At 72.2% G+C, this 19,785-nt stretch carries 21 protein-coding genes and 1 tRNA gene; 5 read left to right on the forward strand and 17 right to left on the reverse strand.

Features of this window, described 5'->3' with window-relative positions; translation table 11 throughout:
* Nucleotides 1-207: 207 nt before the first annotated feature.
* The 5 genes from F563_RS23745 to F563_RS0103990 all read right to left on the reverse strand — a co-directional run bounded on the left by F563_RS23745 (nucleotide 208) and on the right by F563_RS0103990 (nucleotide 2,485).
* Complete coding sequence (locus tag F563_RS23745; RefSeq protein ID WP_019013350.1) at nucleotides 208-747, reverse strand: BPSL0067 family protein; 540 nt, start codon at nucleotides 745-747, stop codon at nucleotides 208-210.
* Nucleotides 748-826: 79 nt separating this feature from the next.
* Nucleotides 827-1,072, reverse strand: coding sequence for a hypothetical protein (locus F563_RS0103975; protein WP_019013351.1), 246 nt, complete (start codon nucleotides 1,070-1,072; stop codon nucleotides 827-829).
* On the reverse strand, nucleotides 1,069-1,917 hold the full coding sequence (gene folD, locus F563_RS0103980) for a bifunctional methylenetetrahydrofolate dehydrogenase/methenyltetrahydrofolate cyclohydrolase FolD (protein WP_019013352.1): 849 nt from the start codon (nucleotides 1,915-1,917) through the stop codon (nucleotides 1,069-1,071). The genes F563_RS0103975 and folD overlap by 4 nt, the downstream gene beginning before the upstream one ends.
* Nucleotides 1,914-2,198: a DUF167 domain-containing protein gene (locus F563_RS0103985; protein WP_019013353.1), complete on the reverse strand. Its 285-nt coding sequence runs from the start codon at nucleotides 2,196-2,198 to the stop codon at nucleotides 1,914-1,916. Before F563_RS0103985 ends, folD begins: the two co-directional genes overlap by 4 nt.
* Nucleotides 2,195-2,485, reverse strand: a complete 291-nt coding sequence (locus F563_RS0103990; protein ID WP_019013354.1) for a YggT family protein — start codon at nucleotides 2,483-2,485, stop codon at nucleotides 2,195-2,197. The genes F563_RS0103985 and F563_RS0103990 overlap by 4 nt, the downstream gene beginning before the upstream one ends.
* 119 nt (nucleotides 2,486-2,604) lie before the next feature.
* Between F563_RS0103990 and F563_RS0103995 the strand changes: the two genes are divergently transcribed.
* Nucleotides 2,605-2,680, forward strand: a tRNA-Ala gene (locus F563_RS0103995).
* A 48-nt stretch (nucleotides 2,681-2,728) separates the two neighbouring features.
* On the opposite strand, the gene F563_RS23750 is transcribed toward F563_RS0103995, so the two are convergent.
* The 8 genes from F563_RS23750 to F563_RS21500 all read right to left on the reverse strand — a co-directional run bounded on the left by F563_RS23750 (nucleotide 2,729) and on the right by F563_RS21500 (nucleotide 12,147).
* Nucleotides 2,729-3,676 (reverse strand): aldolase/citrate lyase family protein, encoded by a 948-nt coding sequence (locus F563_RS23750; RefSeq protein ID WP_019013355.1) that lies wholly within the window; start codon nucleotides 3,674-3,676, stop codon nucleotides 2,729-2,731.
* Nucleotides 3,677-3,702: 26 nt separating this feature from the next.
* Entirely contained in the window at nucleotides 3,703-4,521 is an 819-nt protein-coding gene (locus F563_RS0104005; protein WP_019013356.1) for an aldo/keto reductase, read from the reverse strand.
* Nucleotides 4,522-4,532: 11 nt separating this feature from the next.
* Nucleotides 4,533-5,609, reverse strand: a complete 1,077-nt coding sequence (locus F563_RS0104010) for a WD40 repeat domain-containing protein (protein WP_019013357.1) — start codon at nucleotides 5,607-5,609, stop codon at nucleotides 4,533-4,535.
* The gene (locus F563_RS0104015; RefSeq protein WP_019013358.1) at nucleotides 5,606-6,589 is read right to left on the reverse strand and encodes a CobW family GTP-binding protein; all 984 of its coding nucleotides are present in this window, start codon (nucleotides 6,587-6,589) and stop codon (nucleotides 5,606-5,608) included. The genes F563_RS0104010 and F563_RS0104015 overlap by 4 nt, the downstream gene beginning before the upstream one ends.
* Nucleotides 6,590-6,642: 53 nt before the next feature.
* On the reverse strand, nucleotides 6,643-7,296 hold the full coding sequence (locus tag F563_RS21495) for an exopolysaccharide biosynthesis protein (RefSeq protein WP_019013359.1): 654 nt from the start codon (nucleotides 7,294-7,296) through the stop codon (nucleotides 6,643-6,645).
* Between the two features lie 112 nt (nucleotides 7,297-7,408).
* Nucleotides 7,409-9,553, reverse strand: a complete 2,145-nt coding sequence (locus tag F563_RS0104025) for a response regulator (protein ID WP_019013360.1) — start codon at nucleotides 9,551-9,553, stop codon at nucleotides 7,409-7,411.
* A gap of 22 nt (nucleotides 9,554-9,575) precedes the next feature.
* Nucleotides 9,576-10,898, reverse strand: coding sequence for an omega-aminotransferase AptA (gene aptA / locus F563_RS0104030; protein ID WP_019013361.1), 1,323 nt, complete (start codon nucleotides 10,896-10,898; stop codon nucleotides 9,576-9,578).
* A 61-nt stretch (nucleotides 10,899-10,959) separates the two neighbouring features.
* Complete coding sequence (locus F563_RS21500; protein WP_019013362.1) at nucleotides 10,960-12,147, reverse strand: amidase; 1,188 nt, start codon at nucleotides 12,145-12,147, stop codon at nucleotides 10,960-10,962.
* Nucleotides 12,148-12,197: 50 nt separating this feature from the next.
* On the opposite strand from F563_RS21500, the gene F563_RS0104040 reads away from it, so the two are divergent.
* Genes F563_RS0104040 through F563_RS0104050 form a run of 3 tightly spaced genes read left to right on the forward strand, consistent with a single transcriptional unit; the run spans nucleotide 12,198 to nucleotide 14,448 of the window.
* Nucleotides 12,198-12,875 (forward strand): glutathione S-transferase family protein, encoded by a 678-nt coding sequence (locus tag F563_RS0104040; protein WP_019013363.1) that lies wholly within the window; start codon nucleotides 12,198-12,200, stop codon nucleotides 12,873-12,875.
* Nucleotides 12,872-13,699, forward strand: a complete 828-nt coding sequence (locus F563_RS21505; RefSeq protein WP_019013364.1) for a VOC family protein — start codon at nucleotides 12,872-12,874, stop codon at nucleotides 13,697-13,699. The genes F563_RS0104040 and F563_RS21505 overlap by 4 nt, the downstream gene beginning before the upstream one ends.
* Nucleotides 13,696-14,448 carry an FkbM family methyltransferase gene (locus tag F563_RS0104050; protein ID WP_019013365.1) on the forward strand — a complete coding sequence of 251 codons (753 nt, stop codon included), beginning with the start codon at nucleotides 13,696-13,698 and terminating at the stop codon, nucleotides 14,446-14,448. Before F563_RS21505 ends, F563_RS0104050 begins: the two co-directional genes overlap by 4 nt.
* Here the strand turns inward: F563_RS0104050 and mdoH are convergent.
* From mdoH to F563_RS0104070, 4 genes are read right to left on the reverse strand one after another with little or no spacing between them, the layout of a single operon-like run.
* Nucleotides 14,423-16,171, reverse strand: coding sequence for a glucans biosynthesis glucosyltransferase MdoH (mdoH, locus tag F563_RS0104055; protein ID WP_342662321.1), 1,749 nt, complete (start codon nucleotides 16,169-16,171; stop codon nucleotides 14,423-14,425). The two genes, F563_RS0104050 and mdoH, sit on opposite strands and share 26 nt — an antisense overlap.
* Entirely contained in the window at nucleotides 16,164-17,663 is a 1,500-nt protein-coding gene (locus tag F563_RS0104060) for a tripartite tricarboxylate transporter permease (RefSeq protein ID WP_019013367.1), read from the reverse strand. The genes mdoH and F563_RS0104060 overlap by 8 nt, the downstream gene beginning before the upstream one ends.
* A 5-nt stretch (nucleotides 17,664-17,668) precedes the next feature.
* The gene (locus F563_RS0104065) at nucleotides 17,669-18,139 is read right to left on the reverse strand and encodes a tripartite tricarboxylate transporter TctB family protein (protein WP_019013368.1); all 471 of its coding nucleotides are present in this window, start codon (nucleotides 18,137-18,139) and stop codon (nucleotides 17,669-17,671) included.
* A 5-nt stretch (nucleotides 18,140-18,144) separates the two neighbouring features.
* Nucleotides 18,145-19,116, reverse strand: coding sequence for a tripartite tricarboxylate transporter substrate binding protein (locus F563_RS0104070; RefSeq protein WP_019013369.1), 972 nt, complete (start codon nucleotides 19,114-19,116; stop codon nucleotides 18,145-18,147).
* 178 nt (nucleotides 19,117-19,294) lie between these two features.
* On the opposite strand from F563_RS0104070, the gene F563_RS25080 reads away from it, so the two are divergent.
* Entirely contained in the window at nucleotides 19,295-19,783 is a 489-nt protein-coding gene (locus F563_RS25080) for a GNAT family N-acetyltransferase (protein WP_162140565.1), read from the forward strand.
* Nucleotides 19,784-19,785 lie beyond the last annotated feature (2 nt).

Below are 19,785 nucleotides of genomic sequence, written 5' to 3' on the forward strand. Positions count from 1 at the left end.
CCATCGGCAAGCAGGGCGCGCCGGCACCCGACTGGGCTGATACCGTCCGGACAAAGGTCTGACCCTTGTCCGGGCGGTACCGCGCGCCGGGCTGGTGTGGCGGCCGCGCTGAAGGCACCTCATACACCGGCAGACGCAGGTGAAACCTTCGTGCGCCGAGGATGAGCGCGGCACGCGCGACGGCGAGCCACCTCACACGGAGGGCCGTCAGAACGCGGCGGTCGCGGCCAGCGCGCGGCCGGCCTCCATCATCGCGTACTCGAAATCGGTGATGAAGCGCTGCGTGATGACGACGTGGAAGTAGTCGCCGCCGTTGACGATGTCGTCGCCTTTCCGCGGTCCGAACGGCAGCACGCGCTCGAAGCCCCACTTGGCCACGTCCTTGCCGACCCACTGGTCCATCACCACGAGGCCCTTGGCGGTCTGGCGCAGATAGATCGCGGCATGGTTGCCGTGCTTCTGGTTCGGGTACTTGCCCTCGCTGGTCCAGCCGCAGGCGATCACCGTGCCCTCCGGCACGGCTGCGTTGCCTTTCACAATCGGGCCCTTCCGCCAGAACTTCACTTTCGGCGCGCCGGAGGCGAGCTGGGTCAGCACCGGACAATGGCCGTTGCCGACCAGCGTCGTGCGCTTCTTCCATTTCGCCAGGTTCTCGACGATGTGGAACTGGTGCAGCTCCGGCCGGTCGGTGAAGGCAGGATCGCCCTTCGCCATGGCCTGGAGATCCGCGATATCCCCTGTCGGCATCGATCGCTCCCGCGGCGGTGCGGACAGATCGTAGCGAGGACGACTCGGCGGCGATGTGCGCCGCCTCACGCGGAGGAGGTCAGTCGCGCGGTGTCCCTTCGAGGCGCCGCGCGATCCCGTCGAGCCGCTCGGCCAGCCGCCGTTGGCCGATGCCGATCGCGGCGAGCGCGAACAGCGTCAGCGCGGTGACCATGCCGCTGCCGGCATAGAGCAGCCGCCCCGCGTTCCATTCGTCGCCGCGCACGGGCGTGGCCTTCAGCGCGAGGTCGATACAGGCGATGAACGCGATCGCCGCCACCACCTGAAGCGCACGCCAGCCGATCATGCGAACCCTCGCCGCGCCTTCGCCGCGATCAGCGTGTTCTCGAGCAGTGAGGCGATGGTCATCGGCCCGACCCCGCCGGGCACGGGGGTGATCCACGCCGCGCGCTCGGCCGCCTCGGCGAAGGCGACATCGCCGACCAGGCGCCCATCGGCACGGCGGTTGATGCCGACATCGATCACGGTCGCGCCCTCGGCGATCCAGTCGCCGCGGACCAGCTCCGCCCGGCCGACCGCGACCACCAGCACCTCGGCGCGGCGGCATTCGGCGGCGAGGTCGCGGGTGCGGCTGTGCGCGAGGGTCACGGTCGCATCAGCCCCCGTCAGCAGCGCCGCCACCGGCCGGCCGACCAGCGTGCTCCGCCCGAGCACCACCGCGCGCGCGCCGGCGAGCGCGACGCCGGCCTCGGCGAGCAGCGTCATCACGCCCTTCGGCGTGCAGGGCACGAGCCTGGGGTGACCGCCGGCGAGATGGCCCGCATTCAGGGGATGGAGCCCGTCCACGTCCTTGGCCGGGTCGAGCGCCTCGATCACCGCCTGGGTGCGGATGTGCTTCGGCAGGGGCAGCTGCACCAGGATGCCGTCCACGGCGTCGTCGGCGTTCAGCCGGGCGATCACCTGCAGCAGCGCGGGCTCGCTGGTCTCGGCCGGCAGCGCGATCGTGGTCTCGCGGAACCCGGCGGTGGCGGCGGCCTTCGTCTTGTTCCGGACATAGACGCGGCTCGCCGGATCGTCGCCGACGATCACCACGGTCAGGCCCGGCACGATCCCGGCGCCGCGCGCCTCGGCCGCCACGCGGGCGCGCAGCCGCGCCGCGGCCGCGCGGCCGTCGATCACCGCGGCGCTCATCGGCCGAGCGCGGCCAGCCGGGTGGTCAGCGCGGCCGGATCGCCCTCGACGCGGATCAGCTTCTCGCGCGAAGCCGCGCCGCGCAGGAGCGTGCAGGCGGACGGCGCAACCCCAAGCCGCTCGGCGAGCAGGCGCAGCACCGCCCCGTTCGCCCGCCCGTCCTCCGGCGGTTCGGTGACCGCGAGCCGCAGCAGCGGCGCCCCGTCCTTGCCGGGGGCGATGCCGAGCACGCCGGCGTGGCGCGCCTTCGGCGTGACCTTCACGGCGACGGTGAGGCTCACAGCAGCGCCGGGGCGACGGTGGTGGACAGGAAGATCCGCGCCGCCTGCAACAGCAGGATCAGGATCAGCGGGCTGATGTCGATGCCGCCGAGATTGGGCAGGAGGTTGCGGATCGGCCGCAGCGCGGGCTCGGTCACGCGGTAGAGGAAGTCGCCGATCGTCCAGACCAGGCGGTTGCGCGTGTCGAGGATGTTGAACGCGGTCAGGATCGAGAAGACCGCGGCGATGATCAGCACCCAGACATAGATGCTGAGCGCGGTGTCGATCAGCCAGAGCAGTGCATACATCAGAAGGTCCGGCAGGTTCCTGGGGGGCGGGCGGACCCTAGCGGCCGGGCGCGGGATGGCGCAAGCCGCCGTCCTTGACTTCCACGGGGGGGCGGACAATAACGCCGGCCTCGCGGGATGGGGCTGTAGCTCAGATGGGAGAGCGCCTCGTTCGCAATGAGGAGGTCAGGGGTTCGATTCCCCTCAGCTCCACCACCCGCCGCGACCCCGTGTGCCGCCGCCCCTGGATCCCGCCATGACGCATCAGACCGGCATGGCGCGCCGCTGATGGGCGCGGCCGACCCGCGCCGTTTCCTCCAGCCCCCCGGCGATCACGCGCACGCCCTCATCGATCCGCTCCGCGATCGTGTCGGGCGTGCAGGCCTCCAGGAAGGCCACGCGGTTCGCGCGGCAGGCGGCGAAGATCCGTGCCCGCGCCTCGGCGAGCGCGGGCGGATAGGGCGCGCGCGGCACCGTCGTCAGGCCGAGCAGCGACAGGCCGAGATCGCCCGGTCCCATCTCGGCAAAGCCAAGCCCGGGTACCGCGAGAATCTCCTCGCAGCGCGCGACCCCCTCCGGGCTCTCGATCTTCACGCCCAGCAGCAGCTCGCCCTCGGGGTTGAGCGGCCAGGGATCGCAGAGGCGGAAATACGCCTCCTCCGAGACGCCCCAGATCGGCGCGGCCGACGCCTCCGAGCCGCGCCCGCGCGTGCCGTGGCCCAGCAGACCTGCCGCCGGACGCCCGGGCACGACGCCCTGCGCGCGCTCCAGCGGCGAGGGCAGGTCCGGATCGACCCCGCGCGTCTGATGCGGATAGCGGCACGCCTCGACGAAGGCCCGCACGGCATCCGCCGACTCCGCCTGGCAGAGCAGCACCCCGTGCACGCCGCGGCCGAGGATCTGGCGGAACTGCCAGGCGTTGTGCCGGACATTGGCGCCGTCCGTACCGTTCACCGGCGCCTCGACGATCACCGCGGGCGTGCGATGCCCCGAGCGGGTGGGACCGCCCTCGACCAGGCCCCGCATGTAGGCCGCGAGGCCGGTCATGTCGAAGGCGCCATGTTCCATGCCGACATTGATGTAGTCGGCCCAGGTGCCGGCATCCGCGCGGCCCTGTTCGGCCGTCAGCACGTGTCCGGTGTGGTGGCCGGTGTAGTAGATCGCCTGGCCCTGGGCGAGCAGCGCGATCGCCCGGTTGATCCGCCCGGTCATGGCCGCAGGACCTCCGGCACGCTTCGTCAGGCCGCCTGATCCCACACGGGAGACCAGGCGGGGTTCACGAAGCGCCGGGTCTTCGGCAACGCGGCGATCGCGGCGCGGTCCTCGGTGGTGAGCCGGAGATCGAGTGCCGCGAGATTGGCGCGCATGTTCTCGACGCGGCCCGATTTCGGAATCGCGGCGACACGATCCTGCTCGAGCAGCCAGGCGAGCGCCACCTGCGCGCCGGTCGCGCCATGGCGGCGCGCGATCCCCGCCAGGACAGGATCGTCCGCGAGCCCGCCCTTGCCGAGCGGCGAATAGGCCGTCACCGCGATATCGTGCGCGCGCGCGACGCGCAGCACCGGCTCCTGGCTCAGCATCACGTGATACTCGATCTGGTTGCAGGCGATCGGCGCTCCGGTCGCCACCGCCTCCTGGAGCAGCGCGGCGGGGAAGTTCGCCACACCGATCGCACGCGCGAGCCCGCGCTCCTTCAGCACCTCCATCGCCGCGAGCGTGCGCGCGAGCGGGATCGCCGGATTCGGCCAGTGGATCAGGAACAGATCGACGTAGTCGAGCTGCATCCGCTTCAGGCTGGCGGCAAGCGCGGATGCGGGATCGGCGAGGTTGGTCCACCAGACCTTGGTGGTGACGAAGAGCCGCTCGCGTTCGATGCCGCTGTCGCGGATGCCCTGCCCCACCGCCTCCTCGTTGTCGTACATCTCGGCGGTGTCGATGTGGCGATAGCCGAGCCCGATCGCCTCGGCGACCGCGCGCGCGCAGTCGGCCCCCTTCAGCGCCCAGGTGCCGAAGCCGAGCTTGGGCATCGCGAGATGCGCGGTCTCGATCAGGTGCATGAGCGTCTCTCCTAGCGGGGGGCGAAGTCGACCAGGGCGGCGAAGCCCGTTTCGGTACCGAACGCAAGCCAGCGGCCGTCGGCGCTCCAGGCGAGCGCGCTCACCGGCCCGTTCCCGGGTGCCGCGACCGGCAGCACCTTGCGCGAGGCGATCTCCGTCAGCAGCACGAGCCCGTCGGCGAAGCCCGCGGCGATCACCTCATGCTCGGGATGGCAGGCGACGCGCGTGACCAGCACGGAGTCGCCGCCCGCGAGTTCCTCGGGCGTCTTGCCCATCGGCCCGTCGCCGGTGAAGGGCCAGCAGACGATGCTCTCGGCGCCGCTGGTGGCGAGCCAGCGCCCCTTCGCCGTGAAACCGAGCGACTTCGTCTTCGCCGGATAGCCGCTCATGCGCATATGCGCGCCGTCGGCGACGCGCCAGCCGTGCAGCGCATTCTCCTGCATGGCGGTGACGACGTAGCGCGCGTCCGGGCTCATCGCGACCGCAGTGTGGCTGCCCTTCCAGGCCAGCGCGGTCGGCCGGTCCTCCTTGGCGGCGACGAACCAGAGCGAGGCGCCGTTGTAGTGGCTGACTGCGAGACGGCGGCCCTTGGCGTCGGTGGCGAGGCCGGTGGCGGAGCTCGGATGCGCGAGCGTCTTCAGCGCGGTGCCGGCGGCGTCGAACAGATGCACGGCCTTGCCGGCCGCGGCGGCGCGCCAGGCGCCCTTGCCCGGGTGGGCCAGCACGTGCTCGACCCATTTGCCCGGCCAGGCTGCGAGCGTGCGTGCGCGCCCCGGCTCGACACGGCGGAGCTGGCCGTCATCGCCGCCGGAGAGGAACCCGCCCGAAACCGCGTCCGCACAGAGCGCGAGACAGGCGCCCTCGTGGGTTTCCACGGTGATGGCGGTCTTCGGGTCGGAGAGTGGGGCGATGCGAACAGTGCCGTCGCCGAGAGCGAAGGCCGCCAGACGGCTGTCGATCTCGAACGCGGCTGCGACGACGAAGGCGTCGAACGCATGGGTGGTGCCGCGCGTGTCGAGCAGGAAGCTGGCTGCGGGGGGGAGCGGGGGGGCAAGCGTTGCCCCCCCGCCTGTTTTTTCCTCGCTCACGCCTTGCAGGCCTCGAAGCCCTTGCGCAGCACGGGCCGGCTCAGGTTGCGGCCGATGAAGACGATCTTCGAGACGCGCTCCTCACCATCCTTCCAGGGGCCGATGAAGTCGCCGTCGGCGATCATGTGCACGGCCTGGAAGGCGAAGCGGCGGTCCTCGCCGGGGTAGGCGAGGATCCCCTTGGTGCGCAGCAGATCCGGCCCCTTCTGCGCCAGAAGCTCGGTGATCCAGGCGTTGAACTTCTCGGGATCGACCTCCCCGCGGATGGCGACGCTGATCGAGGCGACGTGCTCGTCGTGCTCGTGGTCCGTCTCGGTGAGGAAGCCGGGTTCGTTCGCCAGGATTCGGTTGAGGTCGAAGGCGTTGCGGTCCAGCACGGCGTCCAGCGGCACGGCGGCCCGCTCGGCGCGGTGGATGGTCGCGTAGGGATTGATTGCGCGGATCGCGTCCTCGACGGCGGCCAGCTCCTCCGCGGTCACGAGGTCGGTCTTGTTCAGCACGATCACGTCGGCGAAGGCGATCTGCTCCTCGGCCTCGGGCGAGTCCGCGAGCCGCGCCGGCAGGTGCTTCGCGTCCACCACGGTGACGATCGCGTCGAGCCTCGTCCTGGACCGCACGTCCTCGTCGACGAAGAAGGTCTGCGCCACGGGTGCTGGGTCGGCGAGTCCGGTCGTCTCGATGATGATGGAATCGAAGCGGTCGCGCCGCTTCATCAGGCCGCCAAGAATGCGGATCAGGTCGCCCCGCACGGTGCAGCAGATGCAGCCGTTGTTCATCTCGAACACTTCCTCGTCGGCGTCGATCACGAGGTCGTTGTCCACGCCGAGCTCGCCGAACTCGTTGATCACGACGGCGATGCGCTTGCCGTGCTGCTCCGACAGGATGCGGTTCAGCAGCGTGGTCTTGCCGGCGCCGAGATAGCCGGTCAGCACGGTGACGGGGACGGGCGCGGCCGGATCGGTGCCGGCATTGGTCGGCATGGGGTCGAGGTCTCCCTTTGGGGGACAGGTCTGCAAGGTATCAGGATATAGGGTCAGCCAGGCGACCCGGCCAACCATTCGGGCATCCAGCCCCGTGGGACATACAGGGCGGCCTCGCCGGCGGCGAGCAGTGCCCAGACCACGGTCGCGTTCCAGGCCAGGGCGGCGACGCCCAGGCCGAGGGCCGCGAGCATGACGACGCCGTCGCGCTGCAGCATCGCCAGGGCAAGCAGGATCAGCGCCCAGGCCGGCGGCAGATTGCCGAACGGGATCGGCAGAGCGAGCGCGAGCGCGAGCAGAACGGCGAGGGCGCCTGCGGCCCGGCGGCCCCATCGGCCGGTCAGCGCCACGAGCCGCGGGCGCACGACGCTACCGATGCGCCGGAAGACCGGGGCAGCCTTGGCGAGCGTGAGCGCCAGGGCGGCTCCGGGAATGCTGCGCCGCGCGAGCAGCTGCGGGAGTTGCGGTCGGCGCGCGCCGAGCATGAGCTGCGCGGCGAGCAGGGCGATCGGCAGGCCGAGTGCGGTGGACATCCCCGGCAGCGGCGGACCGGGGATGCCGTTGGGCAGCGCAAACAACAGGATCGCAAGCGCGAATCCGCCCGAGCCGAGGCCCGACAGGATCGCCCCGACCGTCACCGCGGGGGTGTCGGCCCAGCGACTCGCAAGGCGTTCGAGCAGCATCGCCGTGTCGCGCGTCGCGGGCACGATCGGGTCTCCTCGGGTCGGGATGCAGGCGGCGGCCTGCTGGACGGCGATAAGGGTCCCCACGGCGGACCGACAAGGCCCGAAGCCGATCAGACGCGCGCGAGCCGCGCGCTCAGCGCACGGGCGCCTCGGCGCGGCGCCGGCGGAGCTGTGCCGCCGCCTCGCCCACCGTCCGGCGCAGGGCGTCAAGATCCGCCCGGCGCTCGATCACCGCGGCGGCGGTAGCCGCCACCCGGTTCGCGCCCAGCCCCTCATAGGCGCCGGCGAGGTCGCGCAGCGCCTCTTCGAAAGCGACCATGTCGCCCTGTGCGGCGGCCGACTCCGCCCGTGCCATCGCCGCCGCGCCGGCACCGATCTGGCGTTCGACCAGGCGACCGAAATCGGCCGGCGCCAGCGTCGAGCGCACCAGCGCGAGCGTCTGCTGATCGATCACCGGCTCCTTCTCGTCGTCGCGGGGGGCGAGAGGCCCGCGCCGGCCCGGCAGGGCACGCGCCAGCGCGGCGAGCAGCTCGCTGGTGGCGACCGGCTTCTCGATCACCGCCGCCATGCCAGCCGCGAGGAACGCCGCGCGCTGTTCGGGCAGCACATGCGCCGTCACGGCGATCACCGGCACCTGGCCGGCGGGCGGCGGCAGGGCGCGGATCATGCGCGTCGCCTCCAGGCCGTCGATCGCCGGCATCTGGATGTCCATCAGCACCGCGTCGTAGCTGGTGGCGCGGATCATGCGCAGCGCCTCGCGCGCGTCGGCGGCGACATCGCAGCTGTGGCCGTGCCGTTCGAGCATCGCCGCGATCAGCCGACGGTTGGTCGGCACATCATCCACCGCGAGCACGTGCAGCGGGTTGGATACGATCGCGGCCCGCGCGGCGCGCTCCGTCGCCTCCGCGGCGGCAGGCAGGAAGGGCAGGAAGCAGCGGATGGTCTCGCTCCGCCCGCCGCCGGCGCGCAGCCGCAGCATCCGCCCGCCCAGCGCCTCCGTGTAGGCCGCGGCCGCGGCCAGGCCCTCGGCGAGATCCTCGCCCGGCCAGACCTCGCGCAGATCGACCGGCTCGAACGCCTCGACAGCCATCGTCGCGGCGGCCGGATCGCCGACCTCGATGCCGAGCCCCCCCGCCTCCTGGGTGACCCGCAGCAGGAGCGCGCCCCCCGGACGGAGCGGCAGGCAGCGCAGCACCAGCATGCGCACCAGCGTGGCCAGACGCGCCCCGTCGCCGACCCAGTTCGCCGGCACGGACGGATCGCGCGAGAGCATCACGCGCCCGCCCATCTCGGCGATCCGGCCCTCCAGCCCGCGGATCGCCCGGGCGAGCGCATCCTCGGCCGCGAACGGCACCTCGGCGGGGGCCGCGCGGCCGTCCGCGAGGGCGGCGGCGTCGAGCACGACCTCGGTGGTCGCGAGCATGTCGTCGGCCGCATCGCGGGCCGCCCGCACGGCACGGAGATGCGACGATTCGAGCCCTGGCTGTTCCAGGATCAGACCGAACGTGCCGGCGATGCGGTGCAGCGGTGCGGCGACGTCGCGCGCCATCGCCGCCAGCATCGCCGGACCGATGCGCGCGGAAGGCGCTGACGGGACGGACGCCGGAGGCGGGATGGCCTGGGGCAGCAGTGCCTGCCGACGATGCGCCGCCATCGCCGCGGCGAGCAGCAGCACGAGCGCAAGGGCTAGACCGGCGGCGACCAGCTGCAGCCGATCCGCGATCCGGACCACGCGTGTCAGCCGCACGATCTCGAGGCGCTGGGCGGCCGCGGCCGAGGCCGCGAGTTCGGAGAGCGGTTCGCGCAGTTGCGGCAGCAGGTTCAGCATCTCCTCGACGGCCGCGGGCGGCATGTCGGTCGCGATCGAGGCCGGCATGTCGACCGACGGGCCGATCCGGTCATCGACGCGCGCCTGGAAGGCCAGCAGGCGGTCGAGCGTGGCGCCGAAGCGTGGCAGGTCGCTCAGCAGGGCGCGGCCCTCGCCGCTCTGCAGCGACTGGATGGTGGTGACGAACGCCTCGTAGCGCTGGCGCAACACGGCGGGCGGGCCCCCCGCGCGCGTCTCGAGCGCGGTGGCGTGCAGTTGCGCCTGCGCAAGCCAGAGATGCGTCGTCAGACGCGGGGCGAGGTCCATCGCCCGCAGGATCAGGGGCTGGACCGCGCGCTCGCGGTACACGTTCAGGCCGAAGGCGGCGAAACCCGCCAGCAGCGCCAGCACGAGCACGCCCAGCCGCCAGCGCCACAGCGCATCGGTGAAGGAGCGGAGCAGCGCGGTCATGCGGCGCGCCGGCGGACGGCGCTCAGGCCGGCTCCGCGCGGATCGCCCGGTCGAGCGTCTCGGTGATCCGATCGACATGCGCCCGCTCGATCGTCAGCGGCGGCGAGAGTGCCACGATGTCGCCGGTGACGCGCACCAGCAGCCCGTCGTCGAAGCAGCGATGGAACACCTTCATCGCGCGCTCGGTCGGGCGGCCCTCGCGCGGCTGGAGCTCGATGCCGGCGATCAGGCCGATGTCACGCACATCCACCACGCCCGTGGAGCCGCCGAGGCCGTGCACCGCCTCCTGCCAATAGGGCTGAAGGTCGCGCACGCGCCCGGCGAGATCCTCCTCGCGGTGGATGCGGATCGCCGCGATCGCGGCCGCGCAGGCGAGCGGATGGCCGGAATAGGTGTAGCCGTGGAAGAACTCGATCCCGCCCGGCACGCCGTTCACCACCGTGTCGTACACCGCGTCGGCGCAGGCGACCGCGCCCATCGGCACGGCGGCGTTGGTCAGCCCCTTCGCCATGGTCATGATGTCCGGCACGACGCCGAAATGGTCAGCGGCGAAGCCCGAGCCCAGGCGCGAGAAGCCCGTGATCACCTCGTCGAAGATCAGCAGGATACCGTGCTTCGTGCAGAGCTCGCGCAGCCGCCTGAGATACCCCTTGGGTGGCACCAGCACGCCGGTGGAGCCCGCGACCGGCTCGACGATCACGGCGGCGATGGTGTCGCCGTGCAGCTTGACGAGGTCCTCCAGCGCATCCGCGAGATGCGCCCCCCACTCGGGCTCGCCGCGGCTGAACGCCTGATGCTGGGGCGCGTGGGTGTGGGGCAGGTGATCGACGAACGGCAGCTGCGCGCCGAACTGGCGGCGATTGGCGACGATGCCGCCCACGCTCATGCCGCCGAAGCCGCAGCCGTGATAGCCGCGCTCGCGCCCGATCAGGCGCACGCGCTGCCCCTCGCCGCGCGCGCGGTGATAGGCGAGCGCCATCTTCAGCGCGGTATCGGCCGCCTCGCTGCCGGAGTTGGTCCAGAACACCCGGTCGATCCCGTCGGGCAGGAACTCGGCCAGCACGGCGGCCGCCTCGAAGGCGATCGGGTGGCCCATCTGGAAGGTGGGCGCGAAGTCCATCTCGTCGGCCTGGCGCTTGATCGCCTCGGCGATCTCGCGGCGGCCATGACCGGCGTTGACGCACCAGAGCCCGGCCGTGCCGTCGAGCACCTCGCGGCCCTCGGGCGTGTAGTAGTGCACGCCCTCGGCCCGCGCGAGGAGGCGCGGCGTCGCCTTGTAGGCGCGGTTCGCCGTGTAGGGCATCCAGAAGGCGTCGAGATTGTTCGGGCGGAGCGTGACGTTCATCGGGGCCCTCCTTGGCCGAGGCGGGGCAAGGTGGCACCGGCGTTCCGGCCGGGCAAGCGCCTCAACCGAAGGCGAGCGCCGCGCGCAGCAGCAGGGCGTCGTTGCCCGGCGCGGCGATCAGCGAGAGCCCGACCGGCAGGCCGTCCACCTCGGCGAGCGGCAGGCTCACCTGCGGCGCCTGCGCGGAGCCCGCGATGCAGGTGAGTGTGCCGGCGCGCGTCCTGAGCGGCCACATGAGCCGGCGCGGCAGGTCGCGCGGTGGCGCCGGGAACGGCGTGGTCGGGATCGCGATCACGCCGTCCGCGCCGCACAGCGTGGCAAGCCGCGCGGCATGACGGCGGCGGCGCTCCATCGCCGGGCCGCGCCGGTCGCGCGCGATCGCCGCACCGCCGGCAAACCCGGCGGCCACCTCCCAGGCGAGACGCGGGTTCTCGGCATCGAGCCAGGGCGCGAAGGTGTCGTAGGCCTCGCGCGCCTGCAGCGTGCCGTGATTGGCGAACAGCGGCCCCAGCCCCTCGGGCGCGACGTCGATCCGCTCGACCCGTCCGATCGCCGCGGCGATGCGCTCGAGCGGCGCCCGCAGCGCGGCGGCGACCGCACCGTCGGCGAAGGCGAAGGCATCCTCGGCGATCAGCAGCCGCGCCGGCGGGTGTGCGGCGGGCGGGCGGCGCAGGAGCACCTCGCCCACGCGCGCGAAGGTGGCGGCATCGCGCGCGAACCAGCCGACCGTGTCGAACAGCGGCGATTGCGGGATCACACCGTCCATCGGGATCGCGCCCACACTCGGCCGCATGCCGTAGAGGCCGCAGAACGAGGCGGGCACGCGCAGCGACCCGCCGGTGTCCGTGCCGAGGGCGATGTCGGCGAGGCCGCCGGCCACCGCGGCGGCCGAGCCGGACGACGACCCGCCCGGCACGCGGCCCGGCGCGCGCGGATTCACCGGGATGCCGTAGTGGCGGTTCTCCCCCATCAGGCCGCGGCTCACCTCGTCGGTGATGGTCTTGCCGATCACCGCCGCGCCGGCCGCGCGCAGCGCCGCCACCGCCCAGGCATCGGACTTCGCGGGCGCGCGCGCGCTTGGCCAGTCCGGCGTGGAGCCCGCGGTCGGCGCGCCCTCGATATCGAACAGGTCCTTCACCGCGAGCGTCAGCCCCGCGAGCGGGCCATCGCCGGTCGGCGGACGGCGGCAATCGAGCCCGGGGACGAAGGCGCCGAGCCTGTCCTCCGGCGGGGGCGGGATGGCGGACATGGCGCGAGCGTGGCACCGTCCGCCGCGTCGCTCAACGTGGGAACAGGTGGATGGCAGACGGAACGCTCTGGATCGGCACGAAGATGCTGTCGTCGTGGTCGCTGCGCGGCTGGCTCGCGGTGCATCTGGCCGGGCTCGATGTCGCGGAGATGGTGATCGGTCTCGACCAGCCCGACTCGGCGGCGCGCATCCGCGCGGTCTCGCCCGGCGGCACCGTGCCGTGCCTCGCGCACAAGGGGGCGCTGGTGTGGGAGAGCATCGCGATCGCCGAGTACTGCGCCGAGCTGGCCCCCGGGCTGTGGCCGACCGAGCGCCGCGCGCGGGCGCATGCGCGCGCGATCGCCGCCGAGATGCATGCCGGGTTCCGCGGCCTGCGGAGCGCGATGTGGATGAACATCGATCCCGCCTTCGCCGCCCGCGCCGCGGGCAGGCAGCGCACGCCCGAGGCCCTGGCCGACATCGCCCGCATCGAGGCGCTCTGGCGCGACACCCGCATGCGCTTCGGCGAGGGCGGGCCGTATCTGTTCGGCGCCGACTTCACGCTGGCTGACGCGATGTACGCCCCGGTGACCACGCGCTTCACCACCTGGCGCCCCGAGCTCGCCGCGGAGTCCTGGGCCTATGTCGAGGCGGTGCAGGCGCACCCGCTGATGCGGCGCTGGTTCGCCGAGGCCGCGGCCGAGCCCGACGCCTGGAAAACCCCCAAGTACTTCACGGTGCCGGCATGAGCGCCTCCGCCCTCGACCATGTCGGCATCGCCGGCCCCGATCTCGACGCGCTTCGCATCGCCTATGAGCGGCTCGGGTTCCGCCTGACGCCGCGGGCCCAGCACCATGCGCCGGGATCCGATCTCGTCGTCCGGCCGATCGGCACCGGCAACCACTGCGCGATGCTGCGCGAGGGCTATCTCGAACTGATCGCGCTGATCGATCCGGCCCTGCCCTCCAACACGCTCGACCGGTTCCTCGCGCGCTATCACGGTCTGCACATCATCGCCTTCGAGATCGAGGATCCGGAGGCGGAACTCGCGCGGCTGCGCGAGGCCGGCATCGCGATCCCGGGCGTGGCGTGGCTGGAACGCCCGATCGAGGCCCAGGGCGGGACCGCGACCGCGCGCTTCGCCCGGCTGCCGATGCCGGAAGCACCGGAGGGGCGCATCCAGTTGATCCGCCACCTCACGCCCGAACTCCTTTGGCAACCGCACCTCCTCGATCATCCGAACCATGCCGTCGCGCTGGAGGAGGTCGCCTTGGTGGTCGCCGACCCGGCCGCCTCGGCCGACCGCTTCGCGCGGCTTGTCGGCGTCGCGGCGACCCCCGTCGCGGACGGGCTCGTGATCTCGCTGCCGCGGGGCAGGGTCCGCTTCACCTCGGGCGAGCCCTATCCGGGCGTGGTCGCCCCCAGCCTGCCCTTCATCGCGGGGGTGACGATCCGCACCGATGACGGCGGAGCCGCGATCCGGCGCATCGCCGGCGCGGCCGGGCGCGAGACCGCGGACGGGTTCCTGGTGCCGCCTGCCGAGGCCGGCGGGGCGGCGCTCACGTTCCGGTGACGACGCCGGCCGCGATCGCGCGCTCGGTCGCGATCTACTGGGGGAACGCGCAGCGGCGCGCGGCACTCGATCGCTGGTACCGCCGCTTCGTCCGTCCGGCGAGCCTCGCCTTCGATGTCGGCGCGCATGTCGGCGACCGTACCGCCTGTTTCCGCCGGCTCGGCGCGCGCGTCGTCGCGGTGGAGCCGCAGCCCGTGCTCGCGCGCTTCCTGCGCCGCCGTTTCGGCACGGATCCGGCCGTCACCCTTGTCCCGCAGGCGGTGGGCGCCCGGCCGGGTCGGGTCGTGCTGCATGTGAACGACGCCAACCCGACTGTGAGCACGGCCTCCGCCGCGTTCCTGCGCGCGGCCGCGGACGCCCCGGGCTGGCAGGGCCAGCGCTGGACGCGCCGCCTCGCCGTGCAAGGGACGACCCTTGCTGCGCTGGTCGACCGCCACGGCACGCCGGACTTCATCAAGATCGATGTCGAGGGGCTGGAGGCGGAGGTGCTGGCCGGGCTGCATCGGCCGGTGGCGGCGCTCAGCTTCGAGTTCACCACGATCCAGCGCGACGTCGCGCAGGCGGCGCTCGCCCGTCTCGCCGCGCTCGGCTATCGCGACTTCAATGCCTCGCTCGGCGAGAGCCTGCGCTTCGCCCTGCCCGGCGCGGTCGGTGCGGCAACGATGCGCGCCTGGATCGAGGGGCTGCCGATCGAGGCCAACAGCGGCGACATCTACGCGAGCCTCACGCCGCGCGCGCTTGCGGGCTGAGCAGTTTCGGGAAGGGCGAGGCGGGGTCGTGCTCCTCGGGGATCGCGCCGATCCCTGCGCGCACCAGGCGCACACCGAGGGCGGGGTCGGCGGTGAGCACGCAATAGGGCGCCGCCAGCACCGCCCCTGCGAGCAGCGGCAGCGCCCAGAGGAACGCGGTCCAGCCGGCGAGCGCGAAACCCACGAGCAGGGCCACGCCCGCAAGCGTGTGCCACCACAGCGCGCGGAGCGCGACGCCCACCGGCACGCGGCGGTCCTCGCGCCGCTGCGGCGCCCAGCCGACGCGCCGCCCGAGCGCCATCGCCGCCATCTCCACCGTCTGGTTCAGCGCCGAGATCGGCACCAGAAGCAGATAGAACACGAACTCGACCGCGACCCCCGCGGCGAAGCGCCCCCCACCGCCCCAGGCCGCGCGCGCCGCCGGCTTGAGCGCCACCTCGAGCGCGCCCAGCAGCTTCGGCGCGAAGAACAGCAGGGCGAACAGGATGGTCGCCGCGACCCCCGAGCCGGCATCGACCACCGCGCGCGGATCGGCATCGAGCGCGTTGACCAACGCAGCCACCGCCATCGCCGCCACGATCGGCGACCAGAGGAACAGCAGGATGGCGAGGACGAGCTGGATGCGGCCCATCCACGAGAACACGGGCAGGCGCAGCAGCGCGAAATACTGGAGATTGCCCGCCATCCAGCGCACATCGCGGCGCATGAACTCGAGCAAGCTGGGCGGGTTCGCCTCGTAGGAGCCCTGCTCCAGGGGATCGAGCCGCACCTCCCACCCGGCGCCGCGCAGCAGCGCCGCCTCCACCTGGTCGTGGCTGAGGATGCGCGCTCCGTTCGGCAGCACGGGAAGCTCCGCGTGGTCGCGGAACGGGGCGATGCGGATGATGGCGTTGTGGCCCCAGTACGGCCCGTCCGGCCCCTGCCACCAGGCGATCCCGGCGGCGTAAGCGCGCATCCCGTGGCGCATGCCGAACTGAAAGAGCCGCGGGAACACGGCAGCGGTCGGCTGCGCGACGATCAGGGTCTGGATCAGCGCCACGGTCGGGTTCTGCTGCATCAGGCGCGCGAGCCTGAGCACGCACTCGGCCGTCATGACGCTGTCGGCATCGAGGGTGATCATCGCCTCGAAGCCGGCGCTGCGGTTCTGCACGAACTCCATCACGTTGCCGGCCTTGAAGCCCTCGTTGGACTCGCGCCGGCGGTAGTGCAGACGCTGCGGGTGCGCGAGGCCGGCACGGAACGCCTCGACCGCCTCGGCCTCCGTCGCCGCGAGATCCCGATCCTGCGTGTCGGAAAGCACGAACAGGGCGAAGCGATCCCCCACGCCGCGCGCATCGAGGGCCGCGAGCAGCGGCCCGACGCGCGCGAGCACCGCTTCGGTGTCCTCGTTGCGGATACAGACCAAAAGCGCGGTGCGCAGCGTCAACGTCGCGTCGGGATCGAAGCGCGCATCGGGCCAGACCACGCGCAACGGGTCGCGCCCGGCCATGAGCACGGCGAAGCCGACGATCGCCGAGCCGCCGAGCGTCGCGATCCAGGGGCTGACCGCGGCGGCGAGGACCCAGATCAGCGCCTCGGCGACGGTCCAGCCGCCGGCGCCGAGCGCGCGCCACAGCAGCGCGAGCGGGATCGCGCAGCAGGCCAGCACGAGAGCGAGGTAGGCGAGGCGGCGAAACCACATCAGCGCAGGGTCTGCCGCGCGAACGTGGCGAGGATCAGGCAGACGCCCGGCGGGTCATGACAACCGCCCGCCAGACCGCGGGCCCGCCGGCGAGCGCCAACGCGATGGTCAGAAAGACCGCAGAGATCGGGCGCGTCACGAAGGTCGTCCAGTCGCCCTGGCTGATCGTCAACGCCTGACGGAATGCCTGTTCGGCAAGAGGCCCGAGGATCATGCCAATCACGGCGGGCGCCACCGGAAAGTCGTAGCGCTTCATCAGCATTCCGACCACCCCGACCGCATACATCACCAACAGGTCGATCACCGAGTTCGACACGCCGTACGCGCCGATCGTCGCGAACACCAGGATGCCGGCATAGAGTTGCGGTTGCGGGATCTTCAGGATCCTCACCCAAAGCCCGATCAGCGGCAGGTTCAGCACCAGCAGCATCAGGTTGCCGACATAGAGGCTGGCGATCAGGCCCCAGATCAGCTCGGCCTGGTTCACGAACAGGAGCGGCCCCGGCTGGATGCCGTAGGATTGGAATGCCGACAGCATGATCGCGGCCGTGACGCTGGTCGGCAGGCCAAGGGTGAGCATCGGCATGAGAACGCCGGCAGCGGCGGCGTTGTTGGCGGCCTCGGGCCCGGCCACGCCCTCGATCGCACCCTGGCCGAATTGCTGCGGCTGACGCGAGAGCTTCTTCTCCATGAAGTAGGACAGGAAGGTCGGCAGTTCCGATCCGCCCGCCGGGATCGCACCGAACGGGAAGCCGATGCAGGCGCCACGGAGCCAGGGCTTCCAGGAGCGCGCCCAGTCCTCGCGCGAGAGCCAAAGCGAGCCGGAGAGCGGCAGGATCTCGTCCTCGCCGTGCTTGCGCCGCGTCGCGAGGTGCAGCGTCTCCGCCACCGCGAACAGCCCGACCGCGACGATCGTCACCTCGATCCCGTCGAGGAACTCGATCATGCCGAAGGTGAAGCGCGGCTGGCCGGTCTGCAGGTCCACCCCCACGACCCCCAGCAAGAGGCCCAGGAACAGCGTCGTCAGCCCGCGCAGAACCGAAGCGCCCAGCACAGACGAGACCGCGACGAAGGCGATCACCATCAGGCTGAAATACTCCGCCGGCCCGAGCCGCAGCGCGAGCTCGACCACGATCGGCGCGAAGAAGGTCAGCGCAATCGTCGCGATCGTGCCGGCGACGAAGCTGCCGATCGCAGCCGTCGCAAGCGCCGGTCCCGCGCGGCCGCGCCGCGCCATCTGGAACCCCTCCAGCGCCGTGATGATGGTTGCGCTCTCGCCCGGCGTGTTGAGCAGGATCGACGTGGTCGAGCCGCCATACATCGCACCGTAATAGACGCCGGCGAACAGGATGAAGGCTGAGGTCGCCGGCACCTGGAAGGTGATCGGCAGCAGAAGTGCAACCGTCAGGGCGGGACCAATCCCCGGCAGGACACCAACCGCGGTGCCGAGGAAGCAGCCTGCGAAGGCGAACAGCAGATGCGTCGGCGTGAGCGCGGTCGCGAAGCCGCCGGCCAGCGCCGTCAGCGTTTCCATCGCGGTTAGATGATCCCCTCCAGAATGCCGGCGCCGATGTTCACGCCGAGCAGCTTCTCGAAGCCGAGATACGACGTCAGCGCCACGACCGCGCCGATCAGCGCGTCGCGACCGGGACGGGTGCTGCCGAACCCCCGGGCAACGCAGACGAACATCGCGGTTGCGGCGAAGACGAAGCCGAGCGTGCCGATGAAGGCGACATTCGCGGCAAGCCCGGCCGCCACCCACGCGAGGCTGCCCCAGTCGACCGGGAGCTGAGCCCCGACACCCGCGAACCCGCCGCGCAAGGCCTGCGCCAGCAGGACCAGCGACAACGCCAGGAGACCCGCCGACGCGATCCATGGGAACAGCGTCGGGCCCACGCGGGCGTAGATCGGCGAGACCGGGATGACCGCGGTCTGCCAGATCGACAGCACCGCGAGCGCGACCAGGCAGCCGGCGACCGCAACCTCGCCTGCCCTGGGACGGGAGCGCACGGCCGTCAGGCCAGCCCGAGATCCTTGAGAACGCTCTCGGTCGCGGTGATGTCGCGCTTGAGATATTCGGCGAACGCATCGCCGGTGAGGAAGGCGTCCGCCCAGACGCGCGCGCGCAGGGTCTCCTTCCATTGCGGCGTGGCGTGCACGGCAACCATGAGATCGATCAGCGCCTGGCGCTGCGCGGCGGTGATGCCGGGCCCGGCGAACACGCCGCGCCAGTTCGCGGCCGTGACGTCCAGCCCCAGTTCCTTCAGCGTCGGGATGTCCGTGCCCTCGATGCGCCGTTCGCCGCTCGTCGCGAGCGCGCGCATCCGCCCCGCCTTGATCTGCTCGGCGAACTCGGAGTAGCCGCTGATCCCGGCGCTGACCTGGCCGCCCAGGATGGCAGCGTTCGCCGGCCCGCCGCCGGCGAAGGCGACGTAGGACGCCTCGCGCGGGTTGCGGCCGAGCGCCTTAAGGATCAGTCCGAGCAGGATGTGGTCGGTACCGCCGGCCGAGCCGCCGCCGACCGGTACGCCGCCCGGGTTGGCCTTCAGCTTCGCCTCGAGGTCTTGCCATGTCCGGATGTCCGAGGTGGCGGGCACCACGATCACGCCCGCCTCCTCCGTCAGGCGGGCGATGGGCTGCACATTGGCGATCGTGATCGGGCTCTTGTTGGTGATGCCGGCGCCGACCATCACGCTGCCGCCAACCATCAGGGCATTTGGCTGGTTGCGCCGCTGGTTCACGAAGCGCGGTAGGCCCACCATGCCGCCCGCGCCGCCCACATTCTCGAACTGGAAGCTGCCGACGAGTCCGGCCGCGCGCGCCGCCTGCTCGATCGCCCGGCCCGTGCCGTCCCACCCGCCGCCCGGGCCGGCGGGGATGAACATGAAGATCGACTCGAAGCGCTGCTGTGCGACCGCTGGGCGAAGTGTGAGCGCAGCGGGCAGCAACGCGGCAGCCGCGAGCAGCGACCTGCGGGACGTGGACATGGGAGGACCTCCTGGGGAGAGCGATGTGTTTCGGGCACCCTATCCGGCCACCGGGGCGCGAGCAATCCACGCCTCACGGGATCGGACACGACTGCAATCGAAGACGCGGATCCGCGAAATCCCGATGAAACGGAGGGCCGCGATGTTCCCGGGCGCGACATTGCAGGAGATCGCCGCCATGACCGACAACCGTCTCATTCGCCCGGCGCGTGCCGATGACCTCAAGGGCATCCTCGCGTTCCAGCGCGCCGCGATCGCTGCCATCAACCCGCGCACCTACAGCGCCGAGGCGCGCGACGCCTGGGCGCGCCTGCCGGCGGCGGGGATGCAGGAGCTGGTCGCGTCCGGGCGCTATCTGGTCGCCGAGATCGGTGCCCGGCTGGCCGGCGGCGCCGGCTGGGAGCCGCTCGACGAGCCTGACCAGGCGGCGGCCGTGCGCGCCGTGTTCGTGCATCCGGACCTTCATGGGCGCGGGCTCGGGGCGCGGCTGGTCGGCGCCGTCGAGGCGCTGATCGCGGCCGCCGGACGGCGGCGGATCCTCGTGCCGGCGGCGCTGAATGCCGTCAGTTTCTACCAGCGGCTCGGTTATGTCGCGAACGAGATGGCGGTCGCAGCACTCGACGGCGCGGACCTGCGCTACCGGCGAATGTGGAAGACGGCGGCCTGACG

Origin of the sequence: Elioraea tepidiphila DSM 17972 (assembly GCF_000378465.1) — a bacterium.
In the GTDB taxonomy this organism is placed as follows: Bacteria; Pseudomonadota; Alphaproteobacteria; order Acetobacterales; family Acetobacteraceae; genus Elioraea; species Elioraea tepidiphila.